This is a genomic window from Vibrio sp. JPW-9-11-11, from assembly GCF_013369335.1.
In the GTDB taxonomy this organism is placed as follows: domain Bacteria; phylum Pseudomonadota; class Gammaproteobacteria; order Enterobacterales; family Vibrionaceae; genus Vibrio.
In genome coordinates this window covers 37,986-58,848 of record NZ_SZQJ01000001.1, presented here as the reverse complement: position 1 = coordinate 58,848, position 20,863 = coordinate 37,986, and the positions used below count along the sequence as shown (strand labels likewise).

General features: G+C 50.2%; 19 protein-coding genes. 12 read left to right on the top strand and 7 right to left on the bottom strand.

All coding sequences use genetic code 11. The annotated features are described in order from the left end of the window. Positions 1–201 precede the first annotated feature (201 nt). The 3 genes from coaBC (at position 202) to lpxL (ending at position 3,094) form a co-directional block, all read left to right on the top strand. On the top strand, positions 202–1,419 hold the full coding sequence (gene coaBC, locus FCU94_RS00275) for a bifunctional phosphopantothenoylcysteine decarboxylase/phosphopantothenate--cysteine ligase CoaBC (RefSeq protein ID WP_176286590.1): 1,218 nt from the start codon (positions 202–204) through the stop codon (positions 1,417–1,419). Positions 1,420–1,527: 108 nt separating this feature from the next. Further along, on the top strand, positions 1,528–2,118 hold the full coding sequence (gene slmA, locus FCU94_RS00270; protein WP_176286589.1) for a nucleoid occlusion factor SlmA: 591 nt from the start codon (positions 1,528–1,530) through the stop codon (positions 2,116–2,118). Positions 2,119–2,140: 22 nt separating this feature from the next. Beyond that, on the top strand, positions 2,141–3,094 hold the full coding sequence (gene lpxL, locus FCU94_RS00265) for an LpxL/LpxP family Kdo(2)-lipid IV(A) lauroyl/palmitoleoyl acyltransferase (RefSeq protein ID WP_176286588.1): 954 nt from the start codon (positions 2,141–2,143) through the stop codon (positions 3,092–3,094). A 79-nt stretch (positions 3,095–3,173) separates the two neighbouring features. Here lpxL and pyrE read toward each other — a convergent pair whose 3' ends face one another. Together pyrE and rph are read right to left on the bottom strand one after the other, a co-directional pair. Then, the gene (gene pyrE / locus FCU94_RS00260; RefSeq protein WP_176286587.1) at positions 3,174–3,815 is read right to left on the bottom strand and encodes an orotate phosphoribosyltransferase; all 642 of its coding nucleotides are present in this window, start codon (positions 3,813–3,815) and stop codon (positions 3,174–3,176) included. Between the two features lie 120 nt (positions 3,816–3,935). Then, positions 3,936–4,652: a ribonuclease PH gene (gene rph, locus FCU94_RS00255; protein ID WP_176286586.1), complete on the bottom strand. Its 717-nt coding sequence runs from the start codon at positions 4,650–4,652 to the stop codon at positions 3,936–3,938. Positions 4,653–4,792: 140 nt separating this feature from the next. Here rph and FCU94_RS00250 point away from each other — a divergent pair, with 140 nt between their 5' ends. The 6 genes from FCU94_RS00250 (at position 4,793) to recG (ending at position 11,919) form a co-directional block, all read left to right on the top strand. Continuing rightward, the gene (locus FCU94_RS00250) at positions 4,793–5,659 is read left to right on the top strand and encodes a YicC/YloC family endoribonuclease (protein ID WP_176286585.1); all 867 of its coding nucleotides are present in this window, start codon (positions 4,793–4,795) and stop codon (positions 5,657–5,659) included. Positions 5,660–5,844: 185 nt separating this feature from the next. Next, a complete protein-coding gene (gene gmk, locus FCU94_RS00245) occupies positions 5,845–6,468 on the top strand; it encodes a guanylate kinase (protein WP_176286584.1) in 624 nt (207 codons plus the stop codon). Positions 6,469–6,544: 76 nt separating this feature from the next. Further along, entirely contained in the window at positions 6,545–6,817 is a 273-nt protein-coding gene (gene rpoZ / locus FCU94_RS00240) for a DNA-directed RNA polymerase subunit omega (RefSeq protein WP_004410883.1), read from the top strand. Between the two features lie 40 nt (positions 6,818–6,857). Further along, entirely contained in the window at positions 6,858–8,984 is a 2,127-nt protein-coding gene (spoT, locus tag FCU94_RS00235; protein ID WP_176286583.1) for a bifunctional GTP diphosphokinase/guanosine-3',5'-bis pyrophosphate 3'-pyrophosphohydrolase, read from the top strand. A 98-nt stretch (positions 8,985–9,082) separates the two neighbouring features. Then, a complete protein-coding gene (trmH, locus tag FCU94_RS00230; RefSeq protein ID WP_176286582.1) occupies positions 9,083–9,766 on the top strand; it encodes a tRNA (guanosine(18)-2'-O)-methyltransferase TrmH in 684 nt (227 codons plus the stop codon). A gap of 74 nt (positions 9,767–9,840) precedes the next feature. Beyond that, complete coding sequence (recG, locus tag FCU94_RS00225) at positions 9,841–11,919, top strand: ATP-dependent DNA helicase RecG (protein WP_176286581.1); 2,079 nt, start codon at positions 9,841–9,843, stop codon at positions 11,917–11,919. Positions 11,920–11,927: 8 nt separating this feature from the next. Here the strand turns inward: recG and cysQ are convergent, their stop codons facing one another. The 4 genes from cysQ to FCU94_RS00205 all read right to left on the bottom strand — a co-directional run bounded on the left by cysQ (position 11,928) and on the right by FCU94_RS00205 (position 14,859). Continuing rightward, positions 11,928–12,755 (bottom strand): 3'(2'),5'-bisphosphate nucleotidase CysQ, encoded by an 828-nt coding sequence (gene cysQ / locus FCU94_RS00220; RefSeq protein ID WP_176286580.1) that lies wholly within the window; start codon positions 12,753–12,755, stop codon positions 11,928–11,930. Positions 12,756–12,795: 40 nt separating this feature from the next. Continuing rightward, positions 12,796–13,359 (bottom strand): ADP compounds hydrolase NudE, encoded by a 564-nt coding sequence (nudE, locus tag FCU94_RS00215; RefSeq protein ID WP_176286579.1) that lies wholly within the window; start codon positions 13,357–13,359, stop codon positions 12,796–12,798. A gap of 124 nt (positions 13,360–13,483) precedes the next feature. Then, the gene (gene nfuA, locus FCU94_RS00210; protein ID WP_176286578.1) at positions 13,484–14,071 is read right to left on the bottom strand and encodes a Fe-S biogenesis protein NfuA; all 588 of its coding nucleotides are present in this window, start codon (positions 14,069–14,071) and stop codon (positions 13,484–13,486) included. 86 nt (positions 14,072–14,157) lie between these two features. Continuing rightward, positions 14,158–14,859 (bottom strand): ComF family protein, encoded by a 702-nt coding sequence (locus tag FCU94_RS00205; protein WP_176286577.1) that lies wholly within the window; start codon positions 14,857–14,859, stop codon positions 14,158–14,160. 57 nt (positions 14,860–14,916) lie between these two features. Here FCU94_RS00205 and bioH point away from each other — a divergent pair, with 57 nt between their 5' ends. After that, positions 14,917–15,735: a pimeloyl-ACP methyl ester esterase BioH gene (gene bioH / locus FCU94_RS00200; protein ID WP_176286576.1), complete on the top strand. Its 819-nt coding sequence runs from the start codon at positions 14,917–14,919 to the stop codon at positions 15,733–15,735. 89 nt (positions 15,736–15,824) lie between these two features. Next, a complete protein-coding gene (locus tag FCU94_RS00195; protein ID WP_176286575.1) occupies positions 15,825–16,295 on the top strand; it encodes an ATP-dependent Lon protease in 471 nt (156 codons plus the stop codon). Between the two features lie 100 nt (positions 16,296–16,395). Here the strand turns inward: FCU94_RS00195 and FCU94_RS00190 are convergent, their stop codons facing one another. After that, the gene (locus tag FCU94_RS00190; RefSeq protein ID WP_176286574.1) at positions 16,396–18,717 is read right to left on the bottom strand and encodes a Tex family protein; all 2,322 of its coding nucleotides are present in this window, start codon (positions 18,715–18,717) and stop codon (positions 16,396–16,398) included. A gap of 214 nt (positions 18,718–18,931) precedes the next feature. Here FCU94_RS00190 and FCU94_RS00185 point away from each other — a divergent pair, with 214 nt between their 5' ends. Continuing rightward, the gene (locus tag FCU94_RS00185; RefSeq protein WP_176286573.1) at positions 18,932–20,830 is read left to right on the top strand and encodes a putative ATP-dependent zinc protease; all 1,899 of its coding nucleotides are present in this window, start codon (positions 18,932–18,934) and stop codon (positions 20,828–20,830) included. Positions 20,831–20,863 lie beyond the last annotated feature (33 nt).

Below are 20,863 nucleotides of genomic sequence, written 5' to 3'. Positions count from 1 at the left end.
TAATAAAACAGACTCGAGAATGAAAAACTGAGATGAGTACAGTGCGAAGTACATGGCGCCAGCACTGAAAACGCATACGGGGAGAGGTGTGATAAAGTTTGCGCTGGCGCAAAGTCCAAAGTGAAGAACTGATTTTACTGCCCTAGGCACACAATTATTAGCCGTGGTATCTTACGGGCAGAATTTTTTAGGAAGATCATCATGCAAACACTCGCAGGTAAAAAGATCCTTTTAGGCATCAGCGGCGGTATCGCGGCTTATAAATGTGCCGAACTCACACGTCGTTTAATTGAACGCGGTGCTGAAGTTCAAGTGGTGATGACCCACGCGGCAAAAGAGTTTATTACTCCCCTTACAATGCAGGCAGTCTCGGGCAGACCCGTATCCGACAGTTTACTCGACCCTGCGGCTGAGGCGTCTATGGGCCATATTGAGCTGGCGAAATGGGCCGATTTAGTCTTACTGGCACCAGCGACCGCCGATCTGATCGCACGCACTGCGGCTGGCATGGGTAACGACTTGCTGACCACACTTATTTTAGCGACTGACTCTCCTATTGCAGTCTCGCCAGCGATGAATCAGCAGATGTACCGAAATATCGCGACTCAAGAAAACATTGCAACACTAGAGCGCCGTGGTATGCACATTTGGGGGCCAGCCGCGGGTGAGCAAGCCTGTGGTGATGTGGGCCCGGGTAGAATGCTTGAACCCATGCAGCTAGTGGAGCGATGTGAACACTTCTTTGCTGACAAGCCACTAAAAGGGCAATCTGTGGTGATCACCGCAGGACCAACCCTCGAGGCAATCGATCCAGTGCGTTATATCTCCAATCACAGTTCTGGAAAAATGGGCTTTGCTTTGGCAGAGGCGGCCCAACGTTTGGGCGCAAATGTTAGCTTGATTGCAGGGCCTGTTACCCTGGCCACTCCCGCAGGTGTTAAGCGTATTGATGTCGATAGCGCACAAAACATGTACAACGCTGCGATGCAGCATGCGACGAGCAGTGATGTCTTTATCGGTTGCGCCGCCGTTGCCGATTACCGCCCAGAGCGCATCGCCGAGCAGAAGATTAAAAAGACTGATGATAGCGACCATATGACCATCAAAATGGTGAAAAATCCGGACATCATCGCCTCCGTTGCCGCTCTCACTGAACATCGCCCTTTCACTGTTGGCTTTGCCGCGGAAACTCAACAGGTTGAAAATTACGCGCTGAGCAAGCTGGTCAACAAACAATTGGATTTAATTTGTGCTAACGATGTCTCTGTTGCAGGCCAAGGCTTTAATAGCAACCACAACGCAATCACCTTATACTGGAAAGAGGGTAAGCAATCACTTACTCTTGCTTCAAAACAACAAATAGCGCATCAAATAATGATGACTGTCGCGGAAAAACTCGACGCTAAACGCGCACTCTAGTCTTATTACTAGCAACACCGCGACAAAGGATATGTCATAGGTTGTCGGGTTTGAGCATTCAACGGCTCAAACCCTTTTATTCAGAATGGTAACAAAAGGAACAGGGTCATGGCCGGAACAAGAAAAACCAACCGCCGAGATGAAATTTTGCAAGCCTTAGCAGAAATGCTCGAGTCCAACGAGGGCGCGTCGCGTATTACCACTGCAAAACTGGCGAAACAGGTTGGCGTTTCTGAAGCCGCACTCTATCGCCATTTCCCGAGCAAAGCCCGCATGTTTGAGGGCCTGATCGAGTTTATCGAAGAATCTCTGATGTCGCGCATCAACCGCATTGTTGATGAAGAAAAAGATACCTTAACCCGCATTCGCCTAGTGTTGCAGCTGATTCTGGCCTTTGCAGAACGCAACCCTGGCTTAAGTCGCATCTTGTCTGGTCACGCACTGATGTTTGAAAACGAACGTCTGCGCGAACGCATCAATCAACTGTTTGAGCGCATCGAAACCTCGCTGCGCCAAATCTTACGCGAACGCATGCTACGTGAAGGCAAAGCTTTCCCTGTCGATGAAAGAGTACTTGCTGCGCAGCTTCTCGGCCAAGTTGAAGGCAGCTTGAATCGCTTTGTCCGCAGTGATTTTAAATATCAACCTACCGCCAGTTTTGAAGAGTATTGGGCCTTGCTGAGCGCACAAATTCAGTAAGTACAGAAATAAAGTCATAGTTATGAGCAAAAAATCGACTGTTGAAAAACCTAAGTTCACCCTAGCGCTTATTCACCCTAAATATTGGGGAGTTTGGCTGGGCTTTGGCCTGTTAGCGCTGATCGTTAACTTACTTCCTTATGCCGTGTTATATCGAATCGGCCGTGGCTTGGGTAAACTGGGCATGAAGTTGGGTAAGTCCCGAGTCAAAGTGGCACGACGCAACCTCGAGCTGGCCTTTCCTGAAATGGCTCCGCTAGAGCGCGACAAAATGGTTGAAGAGAACTTTAAAAATACCGGTATGGCCCTAATTGAAACCGGCATCACCTGGTTTTGGCCAACTTGGCGCTTTAAACGTCGTATTGTCGCCAAAGACATCGACCTACTGCATCAATACAAGGCGCAAGGTAAAGGGGTACTGTTGTGCTGCGTGCATGCACTGAATCTAGAGATCACAGCGCGTGCATTTGCTGTGCTAGGTCTGGGCGGGTATGGCGCGTTTCGCCCACACAACAACCCTGCCTACAACCTTATCCAATACTGGGGGCGTTCGCACAATGGCAACGTGCTGATAGATAGAAAAGACATTAAGCAGATGATTCGCGTCATGCGAAGCGGCGAACGCTTGTTTTATCTTCCAGACCACGACTACGGACGCAACAAGTCGGTATTTGTGCCGTTTTTTGCGGTTCAAGATGCCTGTACCACCACTGGAACCAGCATTCTTGCCTATACCAGCAAAGCGGCCATCGTCATGGGTTCAGGCTTTCGAAATCCACAAGGCCAGTATGAAATCTTAGCCAACAAATCGGTTGAAGAAGAGTACCCACAGAAAGACGAAAAAGCGGCAGCCGCCTATATGAACCGACACGTCGAAGAGGTCATTCTACGCGCCCCAGAGCAATGGATGTGGCTACATAAACGCTATAAAACCATGGAAGATGAAAGCATCGAGAAAGGCATTCGATACAAGTAATCCCGCTTTAAAAAAAGAAAGGGGCGGATGGGTAACCATCCGCCCCTTGTTGTTAAGAGCGCACGACAGTGAGTTACGTCTAAACTCCGTATTCAGCGCGATACGCCTTCACGGCTTCTAAGTGTTCGCTGTCCGTTCCTTGCTCTTCAAGAAACGTCACCAGGTCGGTCAGGCTCACAATCGAGATAATCGCGCAGCCAAAGTCGCGCTCAACTTCTTGAATCGCCGACAGCTCCCCTTTACCTTTCTCTTGACGGTCGATTGCCACCAATACACCCGCCAGATCGGCTCCATTCGCTTGGATGATCTCCATCGACTCACGAATCGCGGTGCCCGCTGTGATGACATCATCGACCAACATAATACGACCTTCGAGCGCACTGCCGACTAAGTTGCCACCTTCGCCGTGGTCTTTCGCTTCTTTACGATTAAAGCAGTAAGGCGTGTCGATGTCATGGTGGTCAGCGAGTGCTACTGCCGTAGTAGTTGCAATAGGAATGCCTTTGTAAGCAGGGCCGAACAATACATCAAACTCAATACCAGAATCGGCTAATGCTGCCGCGTAGAAGCGACCCAAGCGCGCTAAATCACGACCGGTATTGAACAGACCAGCGTTAAAGAAGTACGGACTCTTGCGGCCTGATTTTAAAGTAAACTCACCAAACTTTAGGACTTCTTTCTCTAAGGCAAACTCAATAAATTCACGCTGGTATGCTTTCATTACTTTCTCTCTAAATAAAAGGTCTAGTTTTCTAGACGGTTTATAAACAGTACAAAACTTAGCCTTCGCTAAATCTTGATAAAAAAATAGCTTCCTAAATAGGAAGCTATTTAATAAACATTAATTTTCTAACGCCGCCTTCTGCGCCGCGACGATCTCGCTAATACCGACTTTCGCCGATTCCAACATTTTCATCAGGTCTTCGTGACTAAAGGGTTCACCTTCCGCCGTGCCTTGTACTTCAATCATACGACCGTCTTCGGTCATCACCACATTCATATCGGTATCGGCCGCAGAGTCTTCCACATATTCAAGGTCACACAAAATATCTTCGCCAAGCTGCCCTACGGACACCGCTGCTACATGACCTTTCATTGGGTTGGCTTTGAGCTTGCCGTTCTCCACCAAGTGTTGGAACGCATCCGCCATCGCTACGCTCGCACCAGAGATAGACGCTGTGCGGGTACCACCATCAGCTTGAATCACGTCACAATCGACCGTGACCATAATCTCACCCATAGCTTCTAAATCGACCACGGCGCGTAGACTACGCGCGATCAGACGTTGAATTTCCATGGTACGACCGCCTTGCTTGCCGCTGGCAGCTTCACGACGCATACGCGAGTGCGTCGAGCGCGGTAACATGCCATATTCTGCGGTGACCCAACCTTTACCTTGGCCTTTAAGCCAGCGTGGAACATTCTCTTCTACCGTGGCATTGCACAACACTTTGGTATTGCCAAACTCAACCAGCACCGAGCCCTCAGCATAGGCGGTATAGTTACGAGTCATTTTGATTGGGCGAATTTGATCCGCCGCGCGGTCGTTTGGACGCATGGGCATTACCTTATTTATGGGGGAGACGTATTTGATTGGGGCCAGATTATAGCGAAGTTTACTCGGCAAAGCTATCGGCCGACGAACTGTGCTACTATTGGCATGCGTTATTTTCACAGATGATAAAACAGGAAAATTCGATGATCTATAGTATGACAGCCTACGCACGTAAAGAAGTGAAAGGCGACTGGGGCAGCGCGGTATGGGAAATCCGCAGTGTCAATCAACGCTACTTGGAAACTTACTTCCGCCTGCCAGAGCAGTTTCGCGGCCTTGAGCCTGTGCTGCGCGAGCGCTTTCGTAAGCGCTTAGCGCGCGGTAAAGTCGAATGTGCACTGCGTTTTGAAGCTAACCCTGCCGCCAAAGGCGAACTGACTATCAACGAAACCTTAGCAAATCAGGTCATCAAAGCGGCAGAACAAGTGATGCACATGACCGGGGAGCTCAGTCGTATCAACCCTTTCCAAGTGATGAACTGGCCTGGGGTAATGGAAGCGCAAGAGCAAGATATGGATCAAGTCAACAAAGACTTGCTTTCAGCCTTCGATGACGCCATCAGTGACTTTATTGAAGCGCGCGGCCGTGAAGGCGAAAACATGAAAGCGTTGATTGCCCAGCGCCTTGATGCCATCAGCGCAGAAGTGACCAAAGTACGTGCCCGTATGCCTGAAATCTTAGAATGGCAACGTGAGCGCCTATTTTCTAAGTTTGAAGAAGCCAAAGTTGAGCTCGATCCATCTCGTGTCGAACAAGAGTTGATCTTGTTGGCGCAAAAATCGGATGTCGCTGAAGAGCTGGACCGTCTCGACTCACATGTGAAAGAAGCGAACAATATTCTCAAAAAAGGCGGCGCTTGTGGCCGACGCTTGGACTTTATGATGCAAGAGTTCAATCGCGAGTCGAATACCCTCGCCTCAAAATCTATTAGCACCGACATCACCGCCTCGGGGGTTGAGCTTAAAGTGCTCATCGAGCAGATGCGTGAACAGATCCAAAACATCGAGTAAGCACGTTAGGCATCGACAAGAGCCCACTCGGGCTCTTGTCCCAAAGTGTAAATTTATGCTACTCTTCGCGTCCATTTTTCTGACCTAAATTTCGCCAACTCAGGTAAAACAATAGGTCAGTGCTATCTTTATATAAGTCAGCACCCCTTGCCGACTGTCATCAAACCAACTGTGAGAATGTCCCTATGGGTAAAGGCACTCTATATATCGTTTCTGCACCGAGTGGTGCGGGTAAATCGAGTCTGATTTCAGCCATGCTAGAAACCAACCCTACCTACGCGATGAAAGTGTCGGTCTCTCATACAACCCGTGGTATGCGCCCTGGCGAGCAAGATGGAGTTCATTACCATTTTGTGCAGAAAGAACACTTTGAAGACCTGATCGAGAAAGGCGAGTTTCTTGAGTACGCCGAAGTGTTTGGCAACTATTACGGCACCTCGCGTGTTTGGATTGAAGACAATCTCAACAAAGGCATTGATGTGTTCTTAGATATTGACTGGCAAGGTGCCCGTCAAATTCGTCAACAGATGCCGCAAGCCAAAAGTTTGTTTATCTTACCGCCATCGAATGGTGAACTAGAGCGTCGTCTCAATGCTCGTGGTCAAGATAGCGATGCGGTGATCGCCAAACGTATGGCCGAGGCAAAATCGGAAATCTCTCACTATAGCGAGTACGATTACGTGATCGTTAATGATGACTTCGATACGGCTCTTATGGATTTTAAATCAATCATCCGCGCCGAAAGATTGAAGCAAGATAAGCAAACTGCTAAATATAAAGGCATGCTGGATGCGCTTTTAGCGGAGTAAGTTCTAGACACTTGGAACTGACACCCTGTATAATTTCTCGTCATTCAAAATTTTAGTTAACTAATTTGGAGTTCTCATGGCACGCGTAACTGTTCAAGACGCTGTTGAAAAAGTTGGCAACCGTTTCGACCTAGTTCTCATTGCGGCACGCCGCGCTCGTCAAATGCAAACTGGCGGCAAAGATTCACTAGTGCCTGAAGAGAATGATAAGCAAACGGTTATCGCTCTGCGCGAAATCGAAGAAGGGCTTATCACTAAAGAGATCCTTGATGCCCGTGAGCGTCAAGAACAGCAAGAGCAAGAAGCCGCTGAACTAGCCGCAGTAAGCAGCATCGCTCACAGCCGTTAATCAGACCTTCTCTTTTACAACTATCTTCCGGGCCTAAAGTTTGTATCTATTCGATAGCCTAAAAGACGTTGCCCAAGAATACCTAACAGAGCCTCAAATTGAGGCTCTGCGTCAATCTTATGTGGTAGCGAAAGACGCCCATGAAGGGCAAACTCGCTCAAGCGGCGAACCCTATATCATCCACCCTGTTGCAGTGGCTCGTATTCTGGCCGAAATGCGCCTAGATATTGAAACCCTACAAGCAGCACTACTACACGATGTCATTGAAGACACTGAAGTCACCAAAGAAGAGCTAGAAACTCAGTTTGGTAATACCGTAGCAGAACTGGTGGATGGCGTTTCTAAGCTCGATAAGCTTAAGTTTCGCGATCGCAAGGAAGCTCAGGCAGAAAACTTCCGTAAGATGGTGCTTGCCATGGTGCAAGACATCCGCGTCATTTTGATCAAACTGGCTGACCGCACCCACAATATGCGTACGCTGGGCGCACTTCGCCCCGACAAAAAGCGTCGTATCGCGCGTGAAACCCTAGAAATCTACTCACCACTTGCCCACCGCTTGGGTATCCACAACATCAAAACTGAGCTTGAAGAGCTGGGTTTTGAAGCACTGTACCCAAATCGCTACCGAGTTCTTAAAGAGGTCGTTAAGGCCGCACGTGGTAACCGTAATGAGATGATTCAACGCATCCATAACGAAATTGAAGGCCGCCTTGAAGAAGTCGGGCTGAATGCACGCGTAGTGGGGCGGGAGAAGAATCTGTTCTCCATCTACAACAAGATGAAAACCAAAGAGCAGCGCTTCCACACCATTATGGACATCTACGCGTTTCGCGTGGTCGTTGAAGACGCCGACACTTGTTACCGTGTGCTTGGTCAAGTGCACAGCCTGTACAAGCCACGCCCTGGGCGAATGAAAGATTACATTGCGGTACCAAAAGCCAACGGCTATCAATCGCTTCACACCTCTATGGTTGGGCCTCACGGCGTACCGGTTGAAGTGCAGATCCGCACTGAAGATATGGACCAGATGGCCGACAAAGGTGTCGCAGCACACTGGTCTTATAAAGGCAATGGCGAACGAACTGGCACTACGGCACAGGTCAAAGCTCAGCGCTGGATGCAAAGCTTGCTTGAGCTTCAGCAAAGCGCTGGCAACTCATTCGAATTCATTGAAAACGTCAAATCGGATCTATTCCCAGACGAAATTTACGTCTTTACGCCGAAAGGGCGCATCGTCGAGCTGCCTGTCGGGGCCACTGCGGTTGATTTTGCCTACGCAGTACATACCGACGTGGGCAACACCTGTGTCGGTGCACGTGTAGACCGCAACCCATACCCGCTGAGTAAATCACTCAAGAACGGTCAAACTATCGAGATCATCAGCGCGCCCGGCGCTCGTCCTAACGCGGCATGGCTTAACTATGTGGTGACATCACGCGCTCGTACTAAGATTCGTCAAGTGCTGAAAACCATGCGCCGTGAAGAGTCAATCACACTCGGTCGTCGACTTCTTAATCACGCCTTAGGTGAACTGTCGCTGTCTGATATCAGTGAAGAGAACGTTAATCACGTTCTGGCCGATCTGAAAGTGAAAACCGTCGATGATCTGTTAGCGGCGATTGGTCTTGGCGAGTTGATGAGTATCGTCATTGCCCGCCGTCTGCTTGGCGATGCAGATGAGCTCACTGAGAGCGAAACCATCAATGCCGATGGAACAGCGAAGAAGAAACTGCCTATCCGCGGCGCTGAAGGCATTTTGCTAACGTTTGCTAACTGCTGTCACCCGATTCCAGACGATCACATTATTGCCCACGTCTCACCCGGTCGTGGTTTAGTCGTGCACCGTGAAATGTGTCCGAATGTACGCGGCTACCAAAAAGAGCCGGATAAATACATGGCGGTCGAATGGTCAAACGATTACGATAAAGAGTTCATCACTGAAGTGACGGTCGATGTACAAAATCGTCAAGGCGCTTTAGCAGAATTGACCAATGTTATCTCTAAAACGGGCTCGAACATTCACGGGCTGTCGACGGAAGAGCGCGACGGCCGACTTTATACCGTTACCGTGCTCCTGACCACCAAAGATCGCGTTCATCTTGCAGGCATTATGCGCAAAATTAAAGCCATGCCACAGACGTTAAAAGTCCGTCGCCGCAAGAACTAACTCGCCTTTGTACCCGTATAAAAATGTCCTTGAGGCCACTGGTTTCAAGGGCATTTTTGAATCAACCTTTAGCGTCACTCACATATCGCACTACCACTATGAACTTAGAACGTTACAACCGAATTCAACAAGTCCTCAAGGCACGCCAAGCCGACCTCACCCTGTGCCTCGAAGAGGTCCATAAGCCAAACAATGTTTCCGCTGTCATTCGCAGTGCCGATGCCACAGGGATCCATAAGATTCACGCGGTTTGGCCGAACGAAATGCGTACCCTGAGTCATACCTCAGCGGGGGCTCGCAACTGGGTCGAAGTGGAGACTCACGACAGCATCGAAGACGCGATTTCAGAATTAAAAGCGCAAGGCATGCAAGTGCTGGTAACCAACCTTTCAGAGACGGCCGTTGACTTTCGTGACATTGACTACACCAAGCCCACCGCCATTATTCTCGGCAGTGAGAAAGTCGGTGCGTCTGAACAAGCGAAACAACTCGCCGACCAAGACATCATCATTCCTATGGTGGGTATGGTTCAGTCGCTCAACGTCTCTGTGGCCAGTGCGGTGATTTTGTATGAAGCGCAGCGTCAACGCCAAGCGGCTGGCATGTACGACAACGAAGTAAGCTCGGTACCAGAAGAGACCATTCACCGTTTGCTGTTTGAGCGTGGCCACCCAGTGCTCGCCAAAGTCGCCAAGCGCAAAAAACTGCCCTACCCGCCACTCGATGAGCAAGGCCAAATCATCGCCGATGATGATTGGTGGGCAGAGATGCAGAAGAAGTAACATTTATCCTGTACAAAAACACAGCTCAATGGTTAACTATTACTAACCTATAGAATGACTTATCGAGCGTTTTTATGTCCCAACTTCTCTCTGCTATTCCTTTAACGTCACTGACCGGCGTCGGCGCCAAAGTGGCTGAGAAATTAGCAAAAGTTGGCCTGATTACCGTTCAGGATTTGCTGTTTCACCTCCCTCTTCGTTACGAAGACCGCACCCGCATTTATCCAATGGTCAAGCTGCATGCTGGATTGTGGGCGGCGGTTGAGGGTAAAGTGATGAGCGTCGATACGCTGTTTGGCAAACGCAAAATGCTGACCGTCAAAATCAGCGATGGTAATGGCACCATTACGCTGCGCTTTTTCAACTTTAACGCCGCGATGAAAAACAACTTTGCCGAAGGTAGAACGGTCCACGCCTATGGCGAAGTTAAACGCGGCAGTTATGGGTTGGAAATCGTCCATCCCGACTACAAATTCTATGCACCGCACCAAAGCCCAGATGTGGAACAAACGTTGACTCCGGTTTATCCCACCACCGATGGCCTACGCCAAATCACGCTGCGTAACTTAACTGACCAAGCGCTTGAATTACTGGATAAAGCCGCAGTACAAGAACTCTTGCCAAGCGGGCTTTATGACAGCCAAATTACGCTTGCCCAGGCATTGCATACGATTCATCGCCCCCCCCCAAGCCTTGATTTAAACCAGTTTGATAACGGCAAACATCCGGCGCAAGTGCGTTTGATTATCGAAGAGCTCCTGGCGCAAAATTTATCTATGCTGGCGGTGCGCAGTAAAGGCCAACGAGACACCGCCTTACCCTTAGCAGCGCGCGATACGCTCAAGCAGCAGCTCCTCAATAGTCTGCCCTTTACCCCAACCCAAGCTCAAACCCGAGTAGTCCAAGAAATCGAGCAAGACTTGGCCAAGCCTCATCCGATGATGCGTTTAGTTCAAGGCGACGTTGGCTCAGGAAAAACCTTAGTCGCCGCCCTCTCGGCGCTACGCGCACTAGAACATGGCTATCAAGTGGCGTTAATGGCGCCTACCGAGCTACTTGCCGAACAACACGCCATCAACTTCTCTGCATGGCTTGAACCAATGGGCATTAAAGTCGGCTGGCTGGCGGGAAAACTAAAAGGCAAAGCCAAACAGGCTCAACTCGAGCAAATTGCCAATGGCGAGGCGAAAATGGTGGTCGGTACCCACGCGCTGTTCCAAGAACACGTTGCGTTTCACCACTTAGCCTTGGTGATTATTGACGAGCAGCACCGCTTTGGTGTCCACCAGCGGCTGGAGCTGCGCGAAAAAGGCGAGAAACAAGGTGCCTTTCCGCATCAGCTGATCATGACCGCAACACCCATTCCACGCACCTTAGCGATGACCGCCTACGCCGATTTGGAAACCTCAGTGATTGATGAGCTACCACCAGGGCGCACGCCGATTCAAACCGTGGCCATTCCCGATACCAAACGGGACGATATTGTTGAACGCGTTCGTCACGCCTGTCTAAATGAGGGCAAGCAAGCCTACTGGGTGTGTACCTTGATTGACGAGTCTGAAGTACTCGAAGCGCAAGCGGCGGCCGATACCGCTGAAGAGCTGCAGCGCAAGCTTCCGGATGTCAAAATCGGTTTGGTTCACGGGCGCATGAAACCTGCTGAGAAGCAAGCGGTGATGCAGGACTTTAAAGACAACAAGCTACATCTACTCGTGGCAACCACAGTGATTGAAGTTGGGGTTGATGTGCCAAACTCGAGCTTGATGATCATTGAAAACCCAGAGCGACTTGGTCTGGCACAACTGCACCAGTTGCGCGGCCGAGTCGGTCGGGGTAGCGTCGCCAGCCATTGTGTGCTGCTCTACCATGCCCCGCTGTCCAAAACCGCGCAGAAACGCCTCGGTGTTCTGCGCGAGAGTAACGATGGGTTTGTGATTGCACAGCGCGACTTAGAAATTCGCGGGCCGGGAGAGTTGCTCGGCACCAAGCAAACCGGCATGGCCGACTTTAAAATTGCTGATCTGGTGCGCGATCAGAGCCTGATTCCCGAAGTTCAGCGTATTGCTCGCCACGTTCACGACAACTATCCCGATAGTGCCGTCGCCATTATCGACCGCTGGCTCGGTGACCGAGATGTCTATTCGAAGGCGTAGCGAGAAACTTAATCCTTAACCTGCAAAATGCCATCCCAAGGCAGGTTCTCATCCCCCAGAACGATAAAGTTCGGGTTTTCCAAAGTATCGCGTTCGTTGTACGACAATGGGTCAAGGTGGGTACTGAGAATACGGCCCCCCGCTTCTTCAACAATACACTGAGTTGCCGCGGTATCCCACTCTCCGGTCGGACCAAGACGCAAGTAACAATCGACCGCACCTTCGGCGACCAAACACGCCTTAAGCGCTGCCGAACCGAGAGGCACTAAGTCGTAGTTCCACTCACTACTCATACGGCGAGTGATCCGGTTGATGTCTTGACGACGACTGATCGCCATCGCAATCGGGCTGGATTGACCATCGTGAGTATGAGTCTTGATGCGAACATTTTGGTCGAGATCTGGAATTTTCCATGCCCCTTTACCATGATAGGCGTAGTAAGTCACCCCAGATACTGGCCCATATACCACGCCCATCACTGGTTTGTTGTTTTCCACCAGCGCGATAATGGTGGCGAAATCACCACTGCGAGCAATAAACTCTTGCGTGCCATCGAGCGGGTCGACTAGCCAGTACCGGTTCCATTGAGAGCGCTGCTCGAGGCTAATATCGGCATCTTCTTCAGACAATACCGGAATATCCGGAGTCAGCTCAGAGAGCTTTTCTGTGATCAACTTGTGGGCTGCGATATCGGCACTGGTGACCGGTGTTTCGTCACTTTTGGTGTACGCTTGGTACTCTTTTTTCTCGTAAATTTCGAGGATCAGTTGCCCGGCCGAACGGGCGATTTCAATCACTGCAGGTAAATGATGAGAGAGATCTTTAGTTATTGGCATAAATGTTCCTTAGTGCGCTGCGCGATGACCTCTTTCGGGTCTACTTCACTGAGAGTGATGGTTGTAATATGCGCAGAGCAAGCAGTAGCGCGGTAATACTGCGCGCTTCACTAAAATCGAGGTGCGTAAGCAGCTCTTCAGCTTGAGCGAGCGGCCAACGGACCACATCTAACGGTTCTGGTTCATCCCCTTCCAACTGTTCTGAGTATAGATCTTCTGCAATAAACAGGGTCATTTTGCTCGAGAAATAAGAGGGGGCGAGTACCACTTGTTTGAGCGGCGTTAACCTATTTGCACCAAAGCCAATCTCCTCCTTGAGCTCACGCACCGCCGCTTGTTCGGCACTTTCGCCGGGGTCAATCAGCCCTTTAGGGAAGCCGAGTTCGTAGCGTTCAGTACCTGCCGCATATTCTCGAACCAGCAACAGGTCGCCTTGTTCGGTAACAGGGACCATCATAACCGCATTGCGGCCGCTCGGCTTCATCCGTTCATAAGTTCGTTGCTCACCATTGCTAAAACGCAGATCGAGCGCTTCAATCGCGAACAATCGAGATTGTGCAACCGTTTGTTTTGCCAAAATATCTGGTGGAGTCCTTTTTGCCACGACTTTGCTCCTTAGCACCGAGAGACGACCTCCTAATATAGGAGAAAATAACTGGGTTTGAAATCAAAAAAAAGGGTTCGCCCTAAGGCCAACCCTATGTATTTCATTCGGTTAAACTATGAGCCTAATAGTAAGAGTGCTCACCACGGTCGTGCTCAGTCGCGTCACGTACCGCCGATAGTTCACCTTCGAACTGTTGCAATAGCTCTTTTTCGATGCCTTCTTTAAGCGTGACATCAACCATTGAGCAGCCGTTACAGCCGCCGCCAAACGCCACAATCGCAACACCATCATCGGTAATTTCGACTAGGTTTACATGACCGCCATGGCCCGCCAACTGAGGATTAACTTGAGTTTGGATGACATATTCCACACGCTCGACTAAAGGCGCATCATCGGCGACTTTACGCATTTTGGCGTTAGGAGCTTTCAAAGTCAGTTGTGAACCCATTTTGTCAGTCACAAAATCAATTTCTGCGTCTTCAAGGAAAGGCAGGCTCAACTCATCGACGTAGGCCGAGAACCCCTCGAAAGCGAGCTCGGTGTCGGTCGATTCGATCGCTTCTGGTGGGCAGTAAGAGACACCACACTCGGCGTTTTGGGTACCAGGGTTAACAACGAACACACGAATATTGGTGCCTTCTGGCTGCTGGCTGAGCAGGTTAGCAAAGTGTTTTTGGGCAGTTTCAGTAATAGTAATTGTATTTGACACGACGAATACCTGAGTAATTTTGTAGGCTATTAGTTGACCATTCTACTCCTGAAAATTGAGAGATCTAGCCTTTTACAAAAATTCGGCTAACTCACGGGATCTGGAGTGCGGCAAATGCAGTAAATATCGACATTTTTCACCCCTGCATCAAGCAGTAATTTGCATAAATGCTGCACGGTACTGCCAGTGGTCACGACATCATCAACAATCGCTATTCGGCTCATATTAGGGAGAGATTTTAATGCAAACACATCAGTAAGATTCGCCAGCCGCTGAGCTCGATTTAGCCCTTGCTGAGGGCGCGTCGCGTGCGTTCGACGAAACAAGCTTGCGCAGGGGATAGCAAGTTGCTTCGCCAGTGCGTGTGCCAAACGTTCGCTCTGATTAAAACCACGCCAAGCAGCACGCTGCCAATGCAGAGGGACATAAGTGATCAATTCTGCAGGTTGGGTTATCTGCCCGCTCAGCAACTGCGCGAGCTTGTCAGCCTGCCAAAATTGGCGTTGGTACTTCAAACGATGAACATAGCTCGCCAGTGGTAGCTGATAGTCGCCAACACAGTAGAGCCGGTGCCAGAGCGGCGGGCGCTTTAAGCAGTGGCCACATTGCTCAGGCTCGTCCACACAAGGCAACCCGCAGCGCAAACAGCGCTCTATCGGCGCAAAGTAGCCTAAACAGACAGCGCAAAAACTGCTAGAAGCCGTCCCGGTGTGAATCGGCAGCAGACAGAGCTCGCAATGGCAAGGCAACAGGTCCGCGATGTATTTGTGGAATATTTGCGCTAACATGAGCTCGCTTACAGTGGGTATCCACAACAGTGTGGCCGCAAAGCAGAGCAAAAAAGGATGGATAAAGTGCAACAAAGTGAGAGCAAACAGCCAGAGTTGTTTTGGCAGGTAACCGGACAAGGACAAGATGTGGTTCTCATCCATGGCTGGGGGATGAATGGCGCTGTCTGGCAACAAAGTGTCGATGTGCTGAGTCAACACTACCGAGTGCATGTGGTGGATCTGCCCGGATTCGGTCATAGTCATCAAGCCGAGTTTGTCGCGATGGACGACTTGGCCCAACAAGTTCTCGCTCATGCCCCGCAACAAGCGATTTGGCTCGGCTGGTCGCTCGGCGGGCTAGTGGCCACTCACATCGCGCTCAATCACCCACAACGAGTCACTAAGCTGATCACGGTCGCGAGCTCACCCAAATTTGCCGCGCACCAGTCGTGGCGAGGCATTCAGCCTAAAGTCTTGGGGGCCTTTACTGAGCAGTTGGTCGAAGACTTTCAACTGACCATTGAACGCTTTATGGCGTTGCAAGCCATGGGTAGCCCATCCGCGCGCAAAGATGTGAAGCACCTCAAGCAAGCCGTCCTGTCGCGCCCGACGCCAAACCCGACGTCGTTATTATCGGGCTTAAACTTGCTAGGAGATATTGACTATCGTCACCGGTTACATGAGTTGAGCATGCCGATATTACGTTTGTATGGCCGTCTCGATGGGTTAGTGCCAGTCAAAGTCGCCAGCGACGTCGGCAGCCTAATCCCCAACAGTGAAAGCCATGTGTTCAGTGCCTCTTCTCACGCACCGTTTATGACCGAATTTGAGTCCTTCTGCGAACAAGTGCAGCGATTTATCGGTAACGAGTCGACATTATGCAACAATTTGTAAAATGTGCTAAACATTTGACTAGATTGGTCGATAAATAAGCTAACCGAAAGAGTTGACACTCTGCCGGTTGGGCGTGAGGAGATTAAACGATGCTCGTATCACCAACGAACGTAAGTGTTCCACTCATCGCCCCATCGGTTAATGTGCAAACGGAGCAAGCAGCGCGTGACAATAAAGTTCGTGAGCCGGTTGCCCCCACGATTGCATTGACCAAGAGCAACGCAGAACGGAAAGTGACTGCAGACGAGAAACGGCGCAAGCAGTCGTCATGGGACCCCTCAGAGCATCCAAGCTATGAGACGGAACAAAGTGGCGAAACGGTGTCGGTTTATCAAGAAGAGCCTCAAGACACGCTCGACAGGCTATTTCAATTGCTGGCACTCGAGAGTTATAGCGAACATCAAGGTAAAGGCTACGCCATGCGTTTTCGCTTGCCGAGACGCATAATCGATGCGGCGATAACAGAAGGGACCATGGAGAAACGGCGAACCGTGATCAAGTTTCATTACGGCGATGCTGTGGCCCCGAATACACCTTCTGATGTCATTGCGGTGTTGTAGTACATCATCAATCCTTAACGACTGATGACGTAATGCCCAAAAAAATCCCCGCCAGTATCACTACTGCGGGGATTTTTTTTATCAGTATTCCAGTCAACGCTTAACGTTTCGCTTTAGCAAACGCGGCGGCAAAGGCACCGCCCATGGCGCTATTGCCTTGAGACTCGTCGCGGCGACGCGGACTGTTTTGCGCTTGACGCTGCTGACTTCGCGGCGCACTTGCACGCTGAGCGCGGTTATCTTGCCCTGGCTCATCGCTTAAACGCATCGACAAGCCAATACGTTTACGTTGCACATCCACTTCCATCACTTTCACTTTCACGATATCGCCCGCTTTAACCACATCACGTGGATCAGACACATAACGATCGGTCAGCGCAGAAATATGCACTAAGCCATCTTGATGCACGCCGATATCGACAAACGCACCAAAGTTGGCCACGTTCGACACCACTCCTTCTAGGATCATTCCAGGCTCTAAGTCTGACACTTGGTTAACGCCTTCGGCAAAGGTCGCGGTTTTAAACTCAGGTCGCGGATCTCGACCTGGCTTATCGAGCTCTTTAATAATATCGGTCACGGTTGGCACGCCAAAGTTATCGTCGGTGTAATCAACCGCGTGTAAGCCACGAAGGAACTGAGTGTCACCCATCAAGGCTTTAACGTCTTTGCGGTTCTTTTCCGCAATAGCTTTGACCACTGGGTAGGCTTCGGGGTGAACCGAAGACGCATCGAGCGGGTTCTTACCATCCATAATGCGCAGGAAGCCCGCACACTGTTCAAACGCTTTGGGCCCCAATCTCGCTACCTTTTTTAGCGTAGAACGACTTTCAAAACGGCCATTAGCATCACGGAAGTCGACAATATTTTGGGCAATGGTATTGGATAGCCCGGCGACGCGGGTTAATAGCGCAGGTGAGGCGGTATTGACATCGACGCCGACTGCGTTCACACAATCTTCGACCACGGCATCTAATCGCTTAGCCAACATAGATTGGCTTACATCATGCTGATACTGACCGACACCAATCGATTTCGGGTCGATTTTCACCAGTTCTGCCAATGGATCTTGTAAGCGACGTGCAATCGACACCGCGCCACGTAGCGACACATCGAGGTTCGGGAACTCTTTCGCTGCCAACTCTGACGCAGAGTAAACCGAGGCTCCCGCTTCACTGACCATAATCTTTTGTACTTTGAGGTTACCGCGCTTAATCACATCGCCAACAAAGCTGTCGGTTTCACGTGAAGCGGTACCATTACCGATAGCAATCAGATCGACATGATATTTTCGAACTAAAGCATCCACGACCTGAGCCGATTTTTCATATTGCTTCTGAGGCGGGTGCGGATAAATCGTATCGGTGGCCAACACTTTCCCTGTCGAATCGACCACGGCAATTTTAGAGCCGGTACGTAAGCCCGGGTCAAGACCCAACGTGGCTCGTGGGCCCGCTGGCGCCGCCATCAACAAGTCTTTCAAGTTGGTCGCAAACACCTCTATCGCTTCAATCTCGGCGCGCTCTTTCATCGCGCCCATCAGCTCGGTTTCCATATGCATCGACACTTTAATCCGCCAAGCCCAACTGATCACTTGCTTACGCCAGCTATCGGCAGGTGCGCTGCTGAGAGAGATCCCATAATGGTCACTGATCAACGCTTCACAATGCGACTGTCTCGCCCCTTCCTCTTGATGAGGGTCAGCGTTCATCGCCAGGGTTAAGACGCCTTCATTGCGGCCGCGTAGCATAGCCAAAGCGCGATGTGATGGCACTTTACTCAAAGGTTCATTGTGCTCAAAGTAGTCTTTAAACTTCTCACCTTGTTGCTCTTGCCCTGCCACGACTCGCGACACCAACTCGGCGTTGCGGTTCAAATAACCTCGAATTTTTTCCAGTAGGTTGGCGTCTTCAGCAATGCGCTCCATCATGATGGCACGTGCACCATCGAGCGCCGCTTTACTGTCAGCAATGCCTTTCTCGGCATCAATATACTTACTGGCTTCCGTGTCCGGGTCGGTTTGCGGGTGATGCCACAACTGGTCCGCTAAAGGCTCTAAGCCCGCTTCGATGGCAATTTGTCCCTTGGTACGACGTTTTGGCTTATAAGGTAGGTAAAGATCCTCAAGGCGTGTTTTGCTGTCCGCTTGGTTGATCTCAGCGGCTAGCTCATCGCTCAGCTTACCTTGGTCTTGAATCGATTTGAGAATAGTTTGACGACGTTCTTCAAGCTCTCGCAAATAGGATAAGCGACTATCTAGATTACGTAATTGGGTGTCATCTAACCCTCCGGTGACCTCTTTACGGTACCGGGCGATAAACGGAACTGTGTTGCCATCGTCAATTAGGGTGACGGCAGCGGTAACTTGCTCGGGGCGAACACTCAGTTCTTGAGCAATCAAATGACAGATAGCTTGGCTCATCCGTTGAATCTCTTTTTTGCGTTAAACGTTTTACTATATTGGGGCCGCAAGGCTAAAAGCCAATACTTTTTGTCTTTGCGGTTAAGGTGGTGTTCAACAGGTTGGCAATTGTGTGAAATCTGTGTCAAAACTAATGTTAAATCAGAACTTAAGCTCGCTACACTTAACTAATGTCATTCATACCCACTCCCCATAACGTGTCGATGGTATCGCTATGAAAAAACTGTTTTTGGCTCTCACACTGCTCACATTCTCCTCTTTATCTGGCTCGGTATTCGCCAATAGCAGCCACCAGGATGCAACCATCCATGCCACCAGCAACGCGCCCGTCTATCAACTCGATGGTAAACTGGTGCTTGGGAGAGTCGAGAATGTTTATCTCAATAGCATCGATGACTTACAGCAAGTGCCCATCGCGGGGAAAATAGATACTGGCGCCGACACCACTTCTCTTCACGCCAGCAATATTCATATCACCAGTGACCACCCTAAATTTAAAGCGTTACAAGACGAGGCGTTGTTGCAAGCCTTAATCGACTACCCAGCCATTGACGATGTCGCTTATCGTGCCTGGAATGCCGAGCTGTTTGTTCCGTATCAAGTCACGGTCAGTTTTGAGCTCACTCACCCCTACGATAGTGAGCCAGTCGCGGTCAGCCTGCCGCTGACTCGTGTTGGCGTGATACGCAACCGAACTCAAACTAAACCGATTGTACGCCCAACCGTAACACTCCCTATGACCATCGCGGGCGTGACGGTTGAAACTGAAGTGAACCTGACCGACCGCCGTCAATTTTCTGCGCCAATCTTAGTGGGTAAAACGTTCCTCGAGAACAACGCTTGGGTATTTGCCGGTTTCGACTATCTACAGCAACAGCCGCAAGCACAACTGGTGGGGAAAAACGAGCAGATAAAGATAGCGGGAATCACGCAGTCGCTTTCCTACTCACTCAGCAATCGCTACAGCGCCCTACATGCCACCAACATCAACATTGATACCCAGGCACAGCAGGTAAGCTTTGATATCCATGATGCCAATGGCAATACCAGCACCTTAACTCGTCCACTGGTACGCATGCTCAAGGTCAGTGGTGAAGCACGCCCTATGGTGTACATTCCGGTCACTCTCCACAGCGAACTTCGTCGACACTGGCTGGTTTACCTCAGCGATCGCAGCCAGTTCAGCAGTCAAGTTCGTCTCGGCCAAGAGACACTCAATCAATACTTTATGCTCGACACCAGCGGCCAATCCCTGTTATCCGATTCCGCCACTCGCTTTAATCCAAAATCCAAAGCGTTGCAGGTGTCAGGGCAAGAATCCTTAAACCTCGACGGAGTGGTACTCGCGGCTGAGCCGTCACTGTATGTGAAAACACCGCTGCTCAGAGTTTCCAGCTTTGAAATCTATCAAGACCGCGGTAAAGACTGGGTCACTTACTACCTTTCAACCCCAGATGGTGAGGCCAAGCAGTTCTCGAAACCGATCAACAAAAAACTGAAAGTGGGCAATGCGATACGTCCGGTCGTGTTTGGCACTTTTGTTATCCACGGCCAAGAAATAGAGCTTCCCTACGCGATTGATGTTTTAGCACCAGACCAACAAAAAGAGCGCTTTATTATCGGCCGAAAAATGTCGCCACACGGAGTACTTATCAACACCCGTAGCGACCACTTACTCGACTCATACCCCTTGTTTAAAGCCGGTCATATTGAAGTGGCACAAATCGACCAATTGAGCTTTCCGGTCAAACTCGACACCGGTGCCGATATTAGCTCGATCAATGCACAGAACATCAAGCTGTTTAAACAGTCAGGGCAACAGATGGTCAGCTTTGAGTATCAAAACGACCTAGGCATGCGACAAGCCTTCACGCTCCCAGTCGTCGATAGCATCACCATCACCGCCAAAGCGGGGGAAAAACCGACGGTGCGCCCTGTGGTGGAGTTGTTTGTTAAGCTCGGCACACTCGAGAAAAAGGTTAAGGTCAACTTGCAAGACCGCAGCCGCTTCCACTACAGCATGATACTGGGTAAAAACTTCCTTAAGTACGGCGCGGTGGTCTCAAGCGATGAAAATTATATTCTGACCGAAAAGCCTGCCAGCGAGAAATAAAGCGAACAACGGATCGAATACCAACCGGGGTAA